General features: G+C 73.1%; 12 protein-coding genes and 3 pseudogenes. 4 read left to right on the plus strand and 11 right to left on the minus strand.

Annotation, left to right across the window (positions count from 1 at the left end):
• Positions 1 to 94: 94 nt before the first annotated feature.
• From LJ221_RS08350 to LJ221_RS08360, 3 genes are all read right to left on the minus strand, one after another.
• Positions 95 to 955, minus strand: coding sequence for a SigB/SigF/SigG family RNA polymerase sigma factor (locus tag LJ221_RS08350; protein WP_241715062.1), 861 nt, complete (start codon positions 953 to 955; stop codon positions 95 to 97).
• 399 nt (positions 956 to 1,354) lie between these two features.
• A complete protein-coding gene (locus LJ221_RS08355; RefSeq protein WP_241715063.1) occupies positions 1,355 to 1,873 on the minus strand; it encodes a DUF402 domain-containing protein in 519 nt (172 codons plus the stop codon).
• A gap of 357 nt (positions 1,874 to 2,230) precedes the next feature.
• On the minus strand, positions 2,231 to 2,458 hold the full coding sequence (locus tag LJ221_RS08360) for a DUF6158 family protein (protein ID WP_241715065.1): 228 nt from the start codon (positions 2,456 to 2,458) through the stop codon (positions 2,231 to 2,233).
• A 101-nt stretch (positions 2,459 to 2,559) separates the two neighbouring features.
• On the opposite strand from LJ221_RS08360, the gene LJ221_RS08365 reads away from it, so the two are divergent.
• The 3 genes and pseudogenes from LJ221_RS08365 (at position 2,560) to LJ221_RS08375 (ending at position 4,587) form a co-directional block, all read left to right on the plus strand.
• Positions 2,560 to 3,759 (plus strand): Vms1/Ankzf1 family peptidyl-tRNA hydrolase, encoded by a 1,200-nt coding sequence (locus tag LJ221_RS08365; protein ID WP_241715067.1) that lies wholly within the window; start codon positions 2,560 to 2,562, stop codon positions 3,757 to 3,759.
• Positions 3,760 to 3,860: 101 nt separating this feature from the next.
• A pseudogene (locus LJ221_RS08370) lies at positions 3,861 to 4,075 on the plus strand (SAM-dependent methyltransferase); the annotation flags it as partial.
• 158 nt (positions 4,076 to 4,233) lie between these two features.
• On the plus strand, positions 4,234 to 4,587 hold the full coding sequence (locus tag LJ221_RS08375; RefSeq protein WP_241715069.1) for a VOC family protein: 354 nt from the start codon (positions 4,234 to 4,236) through the stop codon (positions 4,585 to 4,587).
• A 137-nt stretch (positions 4,588 to 4,724) separates the two neighbouring features.
• Here LJ221_RS08375 and LJ221_RS23680 read toward each other — a convergent pair.
• From LJ221_RS23680 to LJ221_RS08395, 4 genes and pseudogenes are all read right to left on the minus strand, one after another.
• Positions 4,725 to 4,880, minus strand: a pseudogene (locus LJ221_RS23680) (zinc-binding dehydrogenase); the annotation flags it as partial.
• A gap of 51 nt (positions 4,881 to 4,931) precedes the next feature.
• A complete protein-coding gene (locus LJ221_RS08385; protein WP_241715070.1) occupies positions 4,932 to 5,162 on the minus strand; it encodes a DUF1049 domain-containing protein in 231 nt (76 codons plus the stop codon).
• A 48-nt stretch (positions 5,163 to 5,210) separates the two neighbouring features.
• Positions 5,211 to 5,855, minus strand: a complete 645-nt coding sequence (locus LJ221_RS08390; RefSeq protein WP_241715072.1) for a 4'-phosphopantetheinyl transferase superfamily protein — start codon at positions 5,853 to 5,855, stop codon at positions 5,211 to 5,213.
• A gap of 220 nt (positions 5,856 to 6,075) precedes the next feature.
• Positions 6,076 to 7,284 carry a transposase gene (locus LJ221_RS08395; protein WP_241715074.1) on the minus strand — a complete coding sequence of 403 codons (1,209 nt, stop codon included), beginning with the start codon at positions 7,282 to 7,284 and terminating at the stop codon, positions 6,076 to 6,078.
• Between the two features lie 25 nt (positions 7,285 to 7,309).
• Between LJ221_RS08395 and tnpA the strand changes: the two genes are divergently transcribed.
• Positions 7,310 to 7,726: an IS200/IS605 family transposase gene (tnpA, locus tag LJ221_RS08400; RefSeq protein WP_241715076.1), complete on the plus strand. Its 417-nt coding sequence runs from the start codon at positions 7,310 to 7,312 to the stop codon at positions 7,724 to 7,726.
• Positions 7,727 to 8,306: 580 nt separating this feature from the next.
• Here the strand turns inward: tnpA and LJ221_RS08405 are convergent.
• From LJ221_RS08405 to LJ221_RS08420, 4 genes and pseudogenes are all read right to left on the minus strand, one after another.
• A pseudogene (locus LJ221_RS08405) lies at positions 8,307 to 8,540 on the minus strand (LD-carboxypeptidase); the annotation flags it as partial.
• Positions 8,541 to 8,578: 38 nt separating this feature from the next.
• Positions 8,579 to 10,597: a prolyl oligopeptidase family serine peptidase gene (locus LJ221_RS08410; protein WP_241715078.1), complete on the minus strand. Its 2,019-nt coding sequence runs from the start codon at positions 10,595 to 10,597 to the stop codon at positions 8,579 to 8,581.
• Between the two features lie 77 nt (positions 10,598 to 10,674).
• The gene (locus LJ221_RS08415; protein WP_241715080.1) at positions 10,675 to 12,003 is read right to left on the minus strand and encodes a M20/M25/M40 family metallo-hydrolase; all 1,329 of its coding nucleotides are present in this window, start codon (positions 12,001 to 12,003) and stop codon (positions 10,675 to 10,677) included.
• On the minus strand, positions 11,996 to 12,832 hold the full coding sequence (locus LJ221_RS08420; protein WP_308314741.1) for a M55 family metallopeptidase: 837 nt from the start codon (positions 12,830 to 12,832) through the stop codon (positions 11,996 to 11,998). The genes LJ221_RS08415 and LJ221_RS08420 overlap by 8 nt, the downstream gene beginning before the upstream one ends.
• Between the last annotated feature and the right edge of the window lie 36 nt (positions 12,833 to 12,868).

The raw sequence follows: 12,868 nt of genomic DNA on the forward strand, positions 1-12,868 counted from the left end.
GCACAGGCGTGTCCGGGCTCGCGGGGGCGCGGCGCAGGCCGGGGGGCGCGCGGAAAGGAGGCGGGGGCTCGCCACCGGCCCGGCAGGCGGCGTGTCAGGCGGCCCGGGAGCCCGCGTAGACGCGTTCGCGCTCCGGCGCGGCGGACTGCTCCCGCTCCAGATCCGCCTCGACCTCGGCGTGCAGGCGGTTGCAGGTGCGGCTGATCAGCCGGGAGACGTGCATCTGGGAGATGCCGAGCTGCTCGGCGATCCGGCTCTGGGTCATGTCGCAGAAGAAACGCAGGTAGAGGATCTTGCGTTCGCGCTCGGGCAGGTCGCGCAGCCGGGGCTTGAGCGACTCGCGGTAGACGACGAGGTCGAAACCGGGCTCGGCGCTGCCGAGGGTGTCCACCAGTGCGTAACCGTCGTCGGCGCCGGGCAGCTCCGCGTCCAGGGAGAGGGTGCTGTAGCTCTCCAGGGCCTCGGAGCCGATGCGCACCTCCTCCTCCGTCAGGCCGCTGTGTTCCGCTATCTCCCTGACGCCGGGGGTGCGGCCGTCGAGGGAGTGGCTGAGCTGGCGGCTGGAGGCGCGTACGCGGTTGCGCAGCTCCTGCACCCGGCGCGGCACGTGCAGGCCCCACATGTGGTCGCGGAAGTGCCGCTTGATCTCGCCGACGATGGTCGGCACCGCGAAACTCTCGAACGCGCTGCCGCGCGCCGGGTCGTAGCGGCTGACGGCCTTCACCAGGCCGAGGGCGGCCACCTGCTCCAGGTCCTCCAGGGACTCGCCGCGGTTGCGGAAGTGCCGGGCCAGGCGCTCGGCCATCGGCATCCAGGCCCGCACGACCCGCTGCCGCAGCTCCTCCCGCTCCGGGCCGTCCGGAAGCTCGGCGATGCGCTGGAACTCGGCGATGGTGTCGGGGGCGTCGTCGTGCGGGTGCCGCGCGTGCTTTGCTCGTGCTCGTACGGGGGTCATGTGCGGTCTCTCCCGAACTGTGGACTGTGGCTCTGTGGGGGGTTACCGCAGGACCGGGCACAGGGAGACCGGGGCCGAAACACCCGGGGCGGGGAATGTCACCGCTCCCGCGGATGTGCCTGCGGTCCGAAGCACGAGAGTTCGGATGCCCGGGGCCCACCCCTTCAAACGATGTTTTTCACACCGGCACCCGGTTACCCGGTGCCCGCACCGCCGGACCCGTGGAGGGCCGCACACATGACCGAGTACGGCTGCTTCCTGGCCTGTGAGGACCACGGACCGAACGAGTTGGTGGAGCAGGCCCGGACGGCCGAGCGGGCGGGGTCCATGGACGGGGGTGCGGAGAGGGTGCGGCTCTCCGCACCCCTTCGCCGGGCCCGGGAGCCGGGCCGGCCGGGGTCAGTCCAGCAATGCGCCGAAACCGCCCTCACGGGCGAGTCGTTCGAGTTCGTCCAGCGCATGGCGTGCCCGGCCGGCCGTCTCCGGATCGTTCTCGGGCAGCCCGCTCTCGGCGAACTCGTCCTCGTCCAGGCGCAGCACCGCGGAGCGGTCCGGCGAGACCCACAGGTCCAGCTCCAGATCCCATGTGCTCAGCGTGTCCGGCGCGACGGCGGCGGGGCGGGTGACGTCGCAGTACCAGCCCTTGAGGGCGCCCTCCGGGCCGCGCACCTCCTTGACCGAGAACCAGCGGTCGCGCCAGTAGTGCTCGGTGAACACATCGCCGCTCTCGAAGCGCACGAAGCCGAAGTCCCGCACCGGCGGACCGGCCCAGGGCGCCCTCACCACCGCGTGGACGCCGTCGTCGCGCTCCACGGTCGCCGGGTAACGGACCTTCCGGTCCCGGGACTTGTGAAGGACGACGGTCACCGTGCCGCCCGGTGCCAGGGTGGTTCCGGGGCGGGCGTACTCATCACTCATGGATCCACCCTCCCCGACGGGCGACGGGGGCGCACCCGGTTTTCGGGTACGCCCCCGTCACACCGTGCCGTGTGTTCGCCGTGCCCGGGGGTGCTCCGGGCCGCCGCGGGTACCGTCCTGTTCAGGGCGGTACCCGGGTTCGGGAGCGGCTCCGGGCACGGTCCCTGACCTCCGTGCCCGGAGCCTTCTCACTCCCCCACAGGGCCACTCGCTCGGCCGCGGTCCGGGTGCCCCCGCCTCCGGGGGTAAACACCCGCTCACCCGGCCGTCACGGAGCCGCCACCACGCCGCCGTCCCCCCCACCTCCGCACAGCGGCACCACCGCGCCCGCCCGCTCTCACCGGCGGCTCCCCCGCCTCACTCGGTGCGCGCCCGGGCGCCCTCCCTCGTCCGCCCCGCGGAGACGGCCCGGCCGGGATGGCGCCGCAGGTACTCGCCCTCCAGTTCGGCGGTGCGTCGGGTGTGCGCGGCGAGCGCGTCCGAGGAGCCGTGCAGCAGGGTGTCGTGCCGGGTCCGGTGCAGGGACTCCAGCTCCTCGATCAGCGCGGTCTCGGACAGCTTCTCCGGGTCTACTCCCATGCCCATGGTGCGATCGTCTCCTTCGTCGGCGTTCTCCGGTATCACTCCGTGTCTTTTGCACCGGTTCGGGTACTCGAAAACCCGCCCACCACAAGAAGGGAGAGCCCATGGAACTCGGATTCCTGAGCCCGGTCTTCGACCGTTCCGGCCCCTGGGCCTCGGTCTATTTCGACACCTCGTGGCTGACCGAGGACGCGGCGGCCCGCCACGAACTCGCCGCTCGCGAGGTCCACGACCTGCTGAAGAGCCAGGGAGCGGACGAGCGCACCCGCAAGGCGGTGTACGACGCGCTCCTGGCGCTGCCGCGCAGCACGGCCTCGCCGGGGCGGGCACTGTTCGCCACCGCGGGCGAGGTGGTGCTCGACCCCGCGCTGGCCCGGACGCCGAGCGGCGGTCCGCAGGCCACCTGGGGACCACTGCCGCACACCACGCCACTGCTGGAGTTGACGGACGCCGCCCCCACCTGCCTGCTGGCCCGCATCGACCGCACCGGTGCGGACCTGGAGCTGCGGGGCCCGTTCGGCAGGCGCGAGGCCGGCCAGATCCGGGGAGAGGACTGGCCGGTGCACCGCACCCCGAGCGCCGACTGGTCCGAGCGGCGGTTCCAGAACGCGGTGGAGAACACCTGGGAGCACAACGCGGCCCTCGTCGCGGAGAGCCTGAAGGCCCGCCTGGCCGAGACCGGCGCGGAGGTGCTGGTCCTGGCCGGCGACACCCGCGAGTGCCACGCCGTGCACGACAGGCTGGCCGCCGACTTCCGGGGCACGGCCGTCATCGCCGAGCACGGCGTGCGCGCCCCGGGCCGCAACACGGCGGCCGGCGAGGAGAAGCTGGAGAAGGAGGTGGAGGAGGCCCGCGCCTCGTACGCGCACCGCCACGCCGCCGAGACCATGGAGCGGTTCCAGGCCGGACGGGCACCGGCCGACGACGGGAGGGTGGGCGCCGCCGAGGGGGTACCCGCGCTGGTGGACGCCGCCCGCGAGCACCGCATCTCCGCCCTGCTGGTCCGGCCCGACGGGGCCGACCTGCACCGCGAGGTGTGGGTGGGCGACGAGCCCGACCAGGTGTCGGTGCGCCGCACCGACATGCAGTACCTGGGCGAGACCCGTCCCGTCAGCGCCCGCGCGGACGACGCGCTGCTGCGATCGGCGGTGGCCACCGGCGCCGAGGTGATCTCCGTGGGACCGCTCGCGGAGGAGCCCGGCACTCCCGGGGGGCTGCCGGTCGGCGGGCTCGGCGCACTGCTGCGCTGGCCCTACGGCGGTCCTCCGGCCGAGGGCGCGACGGGCGGCTCGGCCCCGGCCTAGCGCCGCGCCGGCCAGGGTTCACCAGGGCCGCACACCTTACTGGAATCCATATTCCGGAATAGAAATGCTCACATTCCAAGATATCGCGGTACGGTGCGGGCATGCCGGGACCGAACTCCGTGTACACCCACGGCCACCATGAGTCCGCCCTGCGCTCCCACCGGCGGCGCACCGCCGCCAACTCCGCCGCCCGCCTCCTGCCCGCCCCGGCCCCCGGCCTGTCGGTGCTGGACGTGAGCGTGGCCCGGGCACCATCACCGCGGACCTGACCGCCCTGGTCGCGCCCGGGGAGGTGGTGGGGGTGGACCGGGCGGAGCTGGAGCGGATCGCCACCGCCTGGCGTGAGTGGGGCGAGCGCCGGGACGGCTGGTTCTCGGTGCCGCACGGGCAGGTCCTGTGCCGGGCCTGAGACGGTACGGGCGCGCCCGCGGGGCGCGCCTGACACCGTACGCGCCCCCAACTAGGCTCTTCACCATGGAGATTCTGGGTACTGCGCTGCGTGTGTGTGTCGACGACCTGGACGCGGCGGCGGGCGTGTACGAGCGGCTCACCGGTGCCGAGGCCATGCGGTTCGCGCAGGGCCCCGTCTCGGCGGCCGCGGTCGGCCCCTTCCTGCTGATGAGCGGACCGCCCGGGCCGATGGAGGTCCTCAGCAAGGTCACCGCCACGCTGGCGGTGCGGGACGTGGAGGAGGCCGTGGCCGATCTGCGGGCCGTCGGCGCCGAGATCATCGCCGGCCCGCAGTCCACCCCCATCGGCCGGAACCTGGTGGCCCGCCACCCCGACGGCTCGGTCTTCGAGTACGTCGACCGCCGGCAGGCGGATTGAGACGGGGCCGAGACGGGCGGACCGGGCAGGGGAGCCCACCTCTCGGCGGGCTCCCCCTTGTCTCCGCTCCGGAAGCCGCCCGCCTCAGGAGATGTCGATGACGGCCTTCCCCCTGGTCCGCCCGGACCGGCTGTCCGCCCGGACCGGCTGAGCCGCCACGCCTCGGCGGCCTCGGCCAGCGGCACCGCCCGGTCGACGCCGACCGTCAGCTTCCCGGCGTCGGCCAGGTCCGCCAGGGCCGCGAGGTCGGCCGGGTCGGGCCGTACGAACAGGCGGTGGCCGCCCTTGGCCATCACCTCGGCGTCGAGGGGCGCGCGAACGGCGGCACCGCGCCGTCCGCCCCGCTATCTGCGCCGCACCAGGTACATCCCGGACAGCAGACCGATCACACCGGGAATCAGCAGCGCCACCCACAAGGGCATGGTGACGATGGGGACCAGCAGCCTGATCTCGGTCTGCCCGGTGTTCTGGAAGACGAAGACCAAGGTGGCGGCCAGCAGCAGCAGGACCAGCACCTTGCCCGGGGTCAGGAAGCCGTACGCGGCCCCGTCGCCCGTTCTCCTGTGTGTGCTCATGGCACCACCATGGGCGCGGGAGCCGCCACCCGCCCGCCGGGGCCATCCCTACGGAGCGCTCCCCTCCCCCGTACGGGCGACGGCGACCGCCACGGCCGCCGCGTAACCCTCGGGCGCGGCCACGTCGGTGAGCTCCCAGCCGGGGATCGCGGCGGGGGCGGCCAGACTGCCGACGTAGGTGGTGTCGGGGCTCTCGCCCAGACCGGTGCCGGTGCCCTTGAGGTACGCCTCCTTCCTCGTCCAGCAGCGGGCGAAGGCGGTCGGGCGGTCGGCCGGCGCCAGCCTGCCGATCTCGGCGCGCTCACGCGGATGGAGTGCGGAGACGGTCTCGGCGACCACGGCCGCCGTGGGATGCGCCTCCACATCGGCGCCGACGGGCGCGTCGTCGAGGGCGATCAGCACCATGTCGCCGGCGTGCGACAGCGAGAAGTGCACCGGGTTGCCGGGCACGGCCGGGCGGCCGTGCGGTCCGCCGCACAGCGGACACGGCTCGCGGGTGAGGGGGACGGCGGCGGGCTCGGTGCCCAGGACCGCGGCCAGCTCCAGGCGCAGGGCCGTGTGGGCGACCCGGTAGCGGTCGCGGTCGGCCTCGCGGACGAACGCGGCGCAGCGGGCGCGCTCCTCCTCCGACAGCACCGCGCCGTCGGTTACGCCGGCCGCGTGCTCGGACACGCGCAACAGGTGCAGTTTCAACCCGTCTCCTTGGGGTGTCGCGCCGCCCGTCAGGGGCGTCTGACGCAGGTGTAGGCGCCGAAGAGGCGCCCCTCGTACTCCGCCTCCACTATCTCGAATCCGGCCGTCTCCAGCATCGGCTCCAGCAGCCAGCGGAAGGTGCTGTACTCGGTGCGCAGGTGTTCGGCGTAGTCCTGTCGGGTTTGACATCCTCGCCGCCCTGAAGGACGGCGATTCCCGCCTACCGCGCCGTTGAAGGCTGCGGTGTCGAGTGGGTTCCTGCTTCGCCGCGCGGTGCCGGGACGAGTCCCGGTCTTACCTGCGCTCCACAGGCTGATGCCGCCAGTCCGGCGGCCTTGGCGACGTTGACCGCCGCGTTGATGTCCCGGTCCAGGACCGCCCCGCACGCCTGGCACGTCCACTCTCGGATGTGGAGGGGCTTGGGGCCGTCCTTGACGCCGCACTGCGAGCACACCTGGGAGGTCGGCTCGAACCGGCCGATCCTCACGAGGGTGCGGCCGTACCGTGCGGCCTTGTACTCCAGCATGTTCACGAACGCCGACCATCCGGCGTCGTGCACGGACTTGGCCAGGCGCGTGCGCGCGAGTCCCTTCACCGACAGGTCCTCCACGGCGACCGCTTGGTTCTCGCGGATCAGCTTGGTGGAGAGCTGGTGGTGGAACTCGCGGCGCGCGTCCACGACACGGGCGTGTGCCCGTGCGACGCGGATCCTGGCCTTGCCCCGGTTCTTGCTGCCCTTCTCCTTGCGAGAGAGGGAGCGCTGCGCCTTCTTCAGGCGTTTTTCGGCCCGGCGCAGGAAGCGCGGGCTGTCGATCTTCGTCCCGTCGGAGAGGACCGCGAAGTGTCCGAGTCCGAGGTCGATGCCCGCCTCGGGCGTGATCTCGGGCAGGACTTCCTCCGGGCCGGTCTCCACAACGAAGGACGCGAAGTACCGGCCTGCCGCGTCCTTGACCACGGTCACCGTGGACGGCGTCGACGGCAAGGAGCGGGACCACTTCACCTTGACGTCGCCGATCTTCGGCAGACGCAGCTTCTGCCCCGGCGTGATCGACCAGCGGGCGTTCGCCGTGAACCGGACCGACTGCCGGGTGTCCCTCTTCGACTTGTACCGGGGCGCGCCCATGCGCGGACGCTTGCCCTTCAGGCCGTCGAAGAAGTTCCGGTACGCGGTGTCCAGGTCGCGCAGCGACTGCTGGAGAACGACCGCCGACACCTCGCCGAGCCACGCCCGCTCCGGGGTGTTCTTCGCCTCGGTGATCAGCGCCTTCGACAGGTCGCCGGTATTCGGGAACGGCAGCCCCTCGCTGCGGGCGGTCTCCCGAGCGCGAAGCGCGTCGTTGAAGACGACCCGCGCACACCCGAACGCCGTTGCCAACGCCATGCGCTGACCGACGCTCGGGTACAAGCGGAAGCTGTACCGAAGCTGCATGCGGATCATGATACACAGTTGGTTTATGGGTATCGATGAGAACGTTCGTACTGGTCGTCACTGCGTCTTCCGCATGCATGTCCACTTGGTTTTCGTGACGAAGTACCGGCACTCCGTCTTCGTTGACCGGCACCTGACGCGGTGCGAGGAGATCATGCGGGCCGTGTGCAAGGACTTCGAGGCCGAGCTGGTCGAGTTCAACGGCGAGAACAACCACGTCCACCTCCTCGTGAACTTCCCGCCGAAGGTTGCCGTGTCCAGGCTGGTGAACTCCCTCAAAGGCGTGTCCTCCCGCAGGCTCCGCCAGGAGTTCCCCGACCTCGTCCGCCACTACTGGCGGGCACAGCGCCTGTGGTCCGGCTCGTACTTCGCCGGGTCCGTCGGCGGCGCGCCGCTCAGCATCGTGAAGCAGTACATCGAGCAGCAGAACCGGCCACTCTGACCCGGGCTGAGGTGAACAGTGCAGATCCGTGCCCACAGCTGAGGTCAGAGCAGCTCTCAGATTCGCTTCACCACCGGGCTGAAGCCCGGTGCACTGCGAATAGTCCCGGTAGCCGAGCGCGGGATCGCCGGCCGCGCCCGCCATCCACGCCTCCAGCACCTCCCCGGCCTCGTACGGCCGGAAGTCGAAGACGAGGTCACGCAGCCGGAGCACACCGCCGGGCCGCAGCACGCGGGCGATGCGGTCCAGTGCCAGCGCCTTGAAGAAGTCGGGCAGTTGGTGGAGGGCGTGCCGGGTGTGCACGGCGTCGGCGGGCCGCCCGGTCCCGGCGCCCAGGTCGACCACGGTGGCGTCACTCCCCACGCCGTGGCGGCGCAGCGCGCCGATGTCCGGCGCCGGGTCGGGGTGCCCCTGTTTACGGTCGAAGCCCGCCACGAAGGCCGGGTCCAGATGCTCGGGACCGGCGTGGGCGAGTTCGTCGATCATCCAGGGCCCGGTGGCGGTCATGGGCCGATCCTGGCACACGGGAGGCACCGTCCGCCCGGGGTTTTCAGCGCGGCCCGGCGGGAGCGGGCGCCGCTCAGACCAGGGCCGGCTCCTGGAGCGTGAGCGTGCGGGTGTCGGCGTCCAGGGTGGCACGGACCCCCAGCGGCACGGTCAGGGTCGCCGGGCCGTGGCCGAAACCCATCTCCTCCACCACCGGCACCCCCAGCGGGGCGAGCCGGTCCAGCGGCACCTCGCGGACCGTCCCGTACGGGCCGCAGTCGTGCCAGGAACCGAGCGCCACGATCGCCACCCGGTCGCCGGGGCGCAGCCGCCGGGGCCGGGCGAGGGCGGAACGAGGGGGACATCTCACGTGGTGAGTTCCAGCCGGGGGACGTCCGGGCGGTCGAAGTCGAATACCTGTGCGTACAGGGAGAGTTCGGCCTCCACGGCCCGAATGATGGCCCGCGCCCTGCGGAAGCCGTGGCCCTCGCCCTCGAAGGCGAGGTAGGCGTGGGGCACTCCGCGCCCGGCGACCTCGGCCAGGAAGCGGTCGCACTGGGCGGGCGGGCAGATGACGTCGTCCAGCCCCTGGAGCAGCAGGAAGGGGGCGGTGACGCGGTCGGCGTGGTGGACGGGCGAGCGGTCGCGGTAGCGCTCGGGGTGGTCCCCGGGGCGGCCGACGAGGGAGACCAGGTACCGCGACTCGAAGTCGTGCGTCTCGCCGGCCCCCCAGCCGACCAGGTCCAGGACGGGGTAGCTGATGGCCCCGCAGGCGTACAGGCCCTCGGTCGACGGCGAGGTGAGGGAGACGGCGGTGGTCCAGCCGCCGGCGCTGCCGCCGCGTATGGCGAGCCGGGCGGGATCGGCGGCGCCCTCGGCGGCCAGGGCCCGGGCGACGGCGGCGCAGTCCTCGACGTCGACCACGCCCCATCTCTCCCGCAGCCGCTCGCGGTAGGCGCGGCCGTAGCCCGTCGAACCGCCGTAGTTCACCTGCGCCACGCCGATGCCGCGCGAGGTGAAGTAGGCGATCTCCAGGTCCAGTACGAGGGGCGCCCGTCCGGTGGGGCCGCCGTGGGCCCACACCACGTACGGCGGCTGTTCGCCCTCGGGGGCGGTGGTGGCGGGGTGGCGCGGGGGGTACAGGTGGGCGTGGATCTCGCGGCCGTCCGGGCCGCGGAAGACGCGTTCGGCGGGGTCGGGGTAGTACGCCGGGTCGACCAGGTCGGTGTGGGCGGAGCCGACGACCAGGGCGTGCCCGGTGCGGGTGTCCAGTTCCACGACCTCGTAGGCGCTGCGCGGGCTCGCGGCGACGCCGATGACGCGGGTGCCCGTGGCGGCCAGGGTCGGGGCCCACTCCGTCCACGGGCCGGGGGCATCGGCCAGTTCGCCGGTGGCCGGGTCCAGGATGCCCAGGCGCGGGGAACCGCGGCCGTGCAGGACGGCGACCGTGCCGTCCTCCAGCGGCTGGAACCACTGGTGGCCGATCTTCCACAGCGGCCCGCCGAACTCCTCCTCGCGCGGGCACAGCGCGCCGGACACGCCGGCGCCGGAGCGCGCCGCGTCGGCGTCCAGGCGGTACAGGTTCCACCAGCCGCTCGCGTCGCCGCTGTACAGCAACGAGCCGTCCGCCGCCCAGCCGACCTGCGCCACCGACTCCCGATCACCGCCGGCGACGGCGCGGACGTTCTCGAAGGCGCCCCCGGCGGTGATGTCGGCGAGGCGGACGACCGTGCCGTCCCAGGGCATCCGGGGGTGGTCCCAGACCAGCCACGCCGCCCGTCCGCCGTCCGGGGAGAGGCGGGGACCGGTGGTGAACCGGTCGGTGTCACCGGTCAGTTCGCGGATCCGGGAGCGGTCGGAGGCCGCCGAGCCGTCCAGGGGCACGGCCGCGATCACCCGGCGTACGTCGGTGGGCCGCTCACCGGTGAACTCCTCCAGTACGCACCACACCTCGCTCCGGCCGGCCAGCACCACCGGGTCGGCCCAGCGCAGGCCCTCCCCGACCGCCGAGACGGGGGTGAGAGGGCGCGGCCGGGCGTGGGGGGCGTCCGGTTCGAAGGCGTACATCCGCTGGTCGGCGTGGTGGACGAAGACGATCAGCGGTCCACCGTCGGCGCGCGCGGTCCCGGCCCAGGGGCGCCCGCCGTACTCGATCACCCGGCTGCGGACGTTCCACGGCTCGGGCAGCACCGACTCGGCGGGGCCGGAGCCGTCCGGGCGCAGCCTCATCAGCGCCCGCCGGCCGCCCTCGGCAGGGCGTGGCTCGGTCCACCACACCTCCGCGCCGACGGTGCCCGCGGACTCGGGGTGGCCGTCATGCGCGGCGACCAGGCGGGCGTCGATCGGGGACTCCCAGGTGCCGTACGGGGCGGTGGCGTACGTCATCGTGCGCGGCTCCTCGCGGGCTCGGCGGGTGTTTCGGGAAAGGATGAGGCCAGGGCGGTCCGGGGCCGCCCCGGGGCTCAGAGGGCGAACAGGGCGCGGTCCATGACCCGGACGCCGAAGTGGAGGGCGTCCACGGGGACACGCTCGTCGACACCGTGGAACATCGCCTGGTAGTTCAGCCCCTCGGGCAGCCTCAGCGGGGTGAAGCCGTAGCCCACGATGCCCAGGTCCGCGAACTGCTTGGCGTCGGTGCCGCCGGTCATGCAGAACGGGATGACGTGGGCCTCGGGGTCGAAGTGCTCCAGGGACTCGCGCAGCACGGCGAAGGTGCGCGAGTCGACCGGCGCCTGGAGGGCGGGGCCGCGGTGGTAGAACTCCCAGTCCACGTCCGGGCCGGTGAGCTCGTCCATGGTGGCGGTGAACTCCTCCTCGGTGCCGGGGAGCATCCGCCCGTCCACGTGCGCCTCCGCGGTGCCGGGGATGACGTTGATCTTGTAGCCGGCCTTGAGGCCGGTGGGGTTGGTGCTGTTGCGCACGGTGGCCTCGACCAGCTTGGCCGACGGGCCCAGCTTGGTCAGCAGGGCGTCCACGTCGAAGTCGGGGGCGTCGAAGTCGGGGGCGTCCAGCCCGTTGAGGCGGGACAGCTCGGTGAGGGCGGCGCGCACCGTCTTCGACAGCCGCACCGGCCAGTCGTGCTCGCCGATGCGGTGCACCGCGGCGGCCAGCCGGCTCACCGCGTTGGCGCGGTTGACCTTGGAGCCGTGTCCGGCCCGGCCGCCGGCGGTCAGTTCCATCCAGGCGGTGCCGCGCTCGCCCGCCGCGATCGGGTAGAGCTGCAGGCCGCCGCCGGCGTGGAAGGTGTAGGCGCCGGACTCGCTTATCCCCTCGGTGCAGCCCTCGAACAGCTCCGGGTGCTCGCGGGCGAGGAAGTCGGCGCCGTACTGGCCGGTGTCCTCCTCGTCGGCGGTGAAGGCGAGGACGATGTCGCGGCGGGGGCGTACACCGGCTCTGGCCCAGGCGCGGACGACCGCGAGGACCATCGCGTCGGCGTTCTTCATGTCGACCGCGCCGCGGCCCCAGACCACCCCGTCGCGGACCTCGCCGGAGAAGGGGTGGACGGCCCAGTCGGCGGGCTCGGCGGGCACCACGTCCAGGTGGCCGTGGACGAGCAGCGCGTCGGCGGACGGGTCGGTGCCCCCGATGCGGGCGACGACGTTGGTGCGGCCGCGGACCTTCTCCAGCACCACCGGCTCGATCCTGGCCTCGGACAGCTTCCCGGCGACGTACTCGGCGGCCTTGCGCTCGGTGCCGTCGCCGTTGCCGAGGTTGACGGAGTCGATGCGGATCAGCTCGGAGGTGAAGGCGACCGCCTCGTCGAGTGCCCGGTTGTCGATGCGCTCAGCCATACTGCTCCTCCACTGCGGCAGAGACGACGGTGGTGACCGCTTTGAAGGTGCGGATCCCCTCGTACATGGACGGCGATGTGTACGCCACCCGGCGCTCACCCGTCTGCTCCACGCCGGGCACGACGGTGGCCGCGCCGGCCAGGTGCTCGGCGTCGAACTCGATCTCGATCGCGCGGGGCCGGGGACGTGCGGGCTCGTGGCGCACCGCCAGCGCGGCTGCCTCCTTCGCCGCCGCGCGGATGTCGGCGGCGGTGCGGGCGGGGGTGCGGCAGACGGCGGCGTAGCGGGAGACGTGGTCCTTGACGGCGACGCCGCACGCGTCGGGGGCGTAGCCGCGGGCGTCGGCGCAGGTGCGGTCGTCGCCGGTGACCAGGACGACGGGGACGCCGTACTCGGCCGCCACCGCGGCGTTCAGGCGGCCCTCGCTCGCCCGCTCGCCGTCCAGCCACACGCCGGTGAGGGAGTTGGCGAGGTAGGTGTGGGCCAGGACCCCCTCGGCGCCGGCGCCGGTGTGGTAGCCGACGAAGGCGACGCCGTCGACATCGCCGTGCTGGACGCCCTCGACCATGCTGAGCGCCTTGTGCCGGCCGGTGAGCATCTGGGCGCGGTCGTCCAGCTTCTCCAGCAGCAGGTTGCGCATGGTCCAGTGCGCCTCGTTGACCAGCACCTCGTCCGCGCCGCCGTCGAGGAACCCGGCGATCGCCGCGTTCACGTCGGAGGTGAACACCGGACGGCAGCGCTCCCACTGCGGGCTGCCCGGCAGGACATCGGCGGGCCAGGTCACCCCCGTGGCGCCCTCCATGTCGGCGCTGATCAGGATTTTCGTCACGGAAGGCCACGTTACGCGCCGCCCGGGCGACGTCAA

This window comes from Streptomyces sp. CNQ085 (assembly GCF_022614595.1).
In the GTDB taxonomy this organism is placed as follows: Bacteria; Actinomycetota; Actinomycetes; order Streptomycetales; family Streptomycetaceae; genus Streptomyces.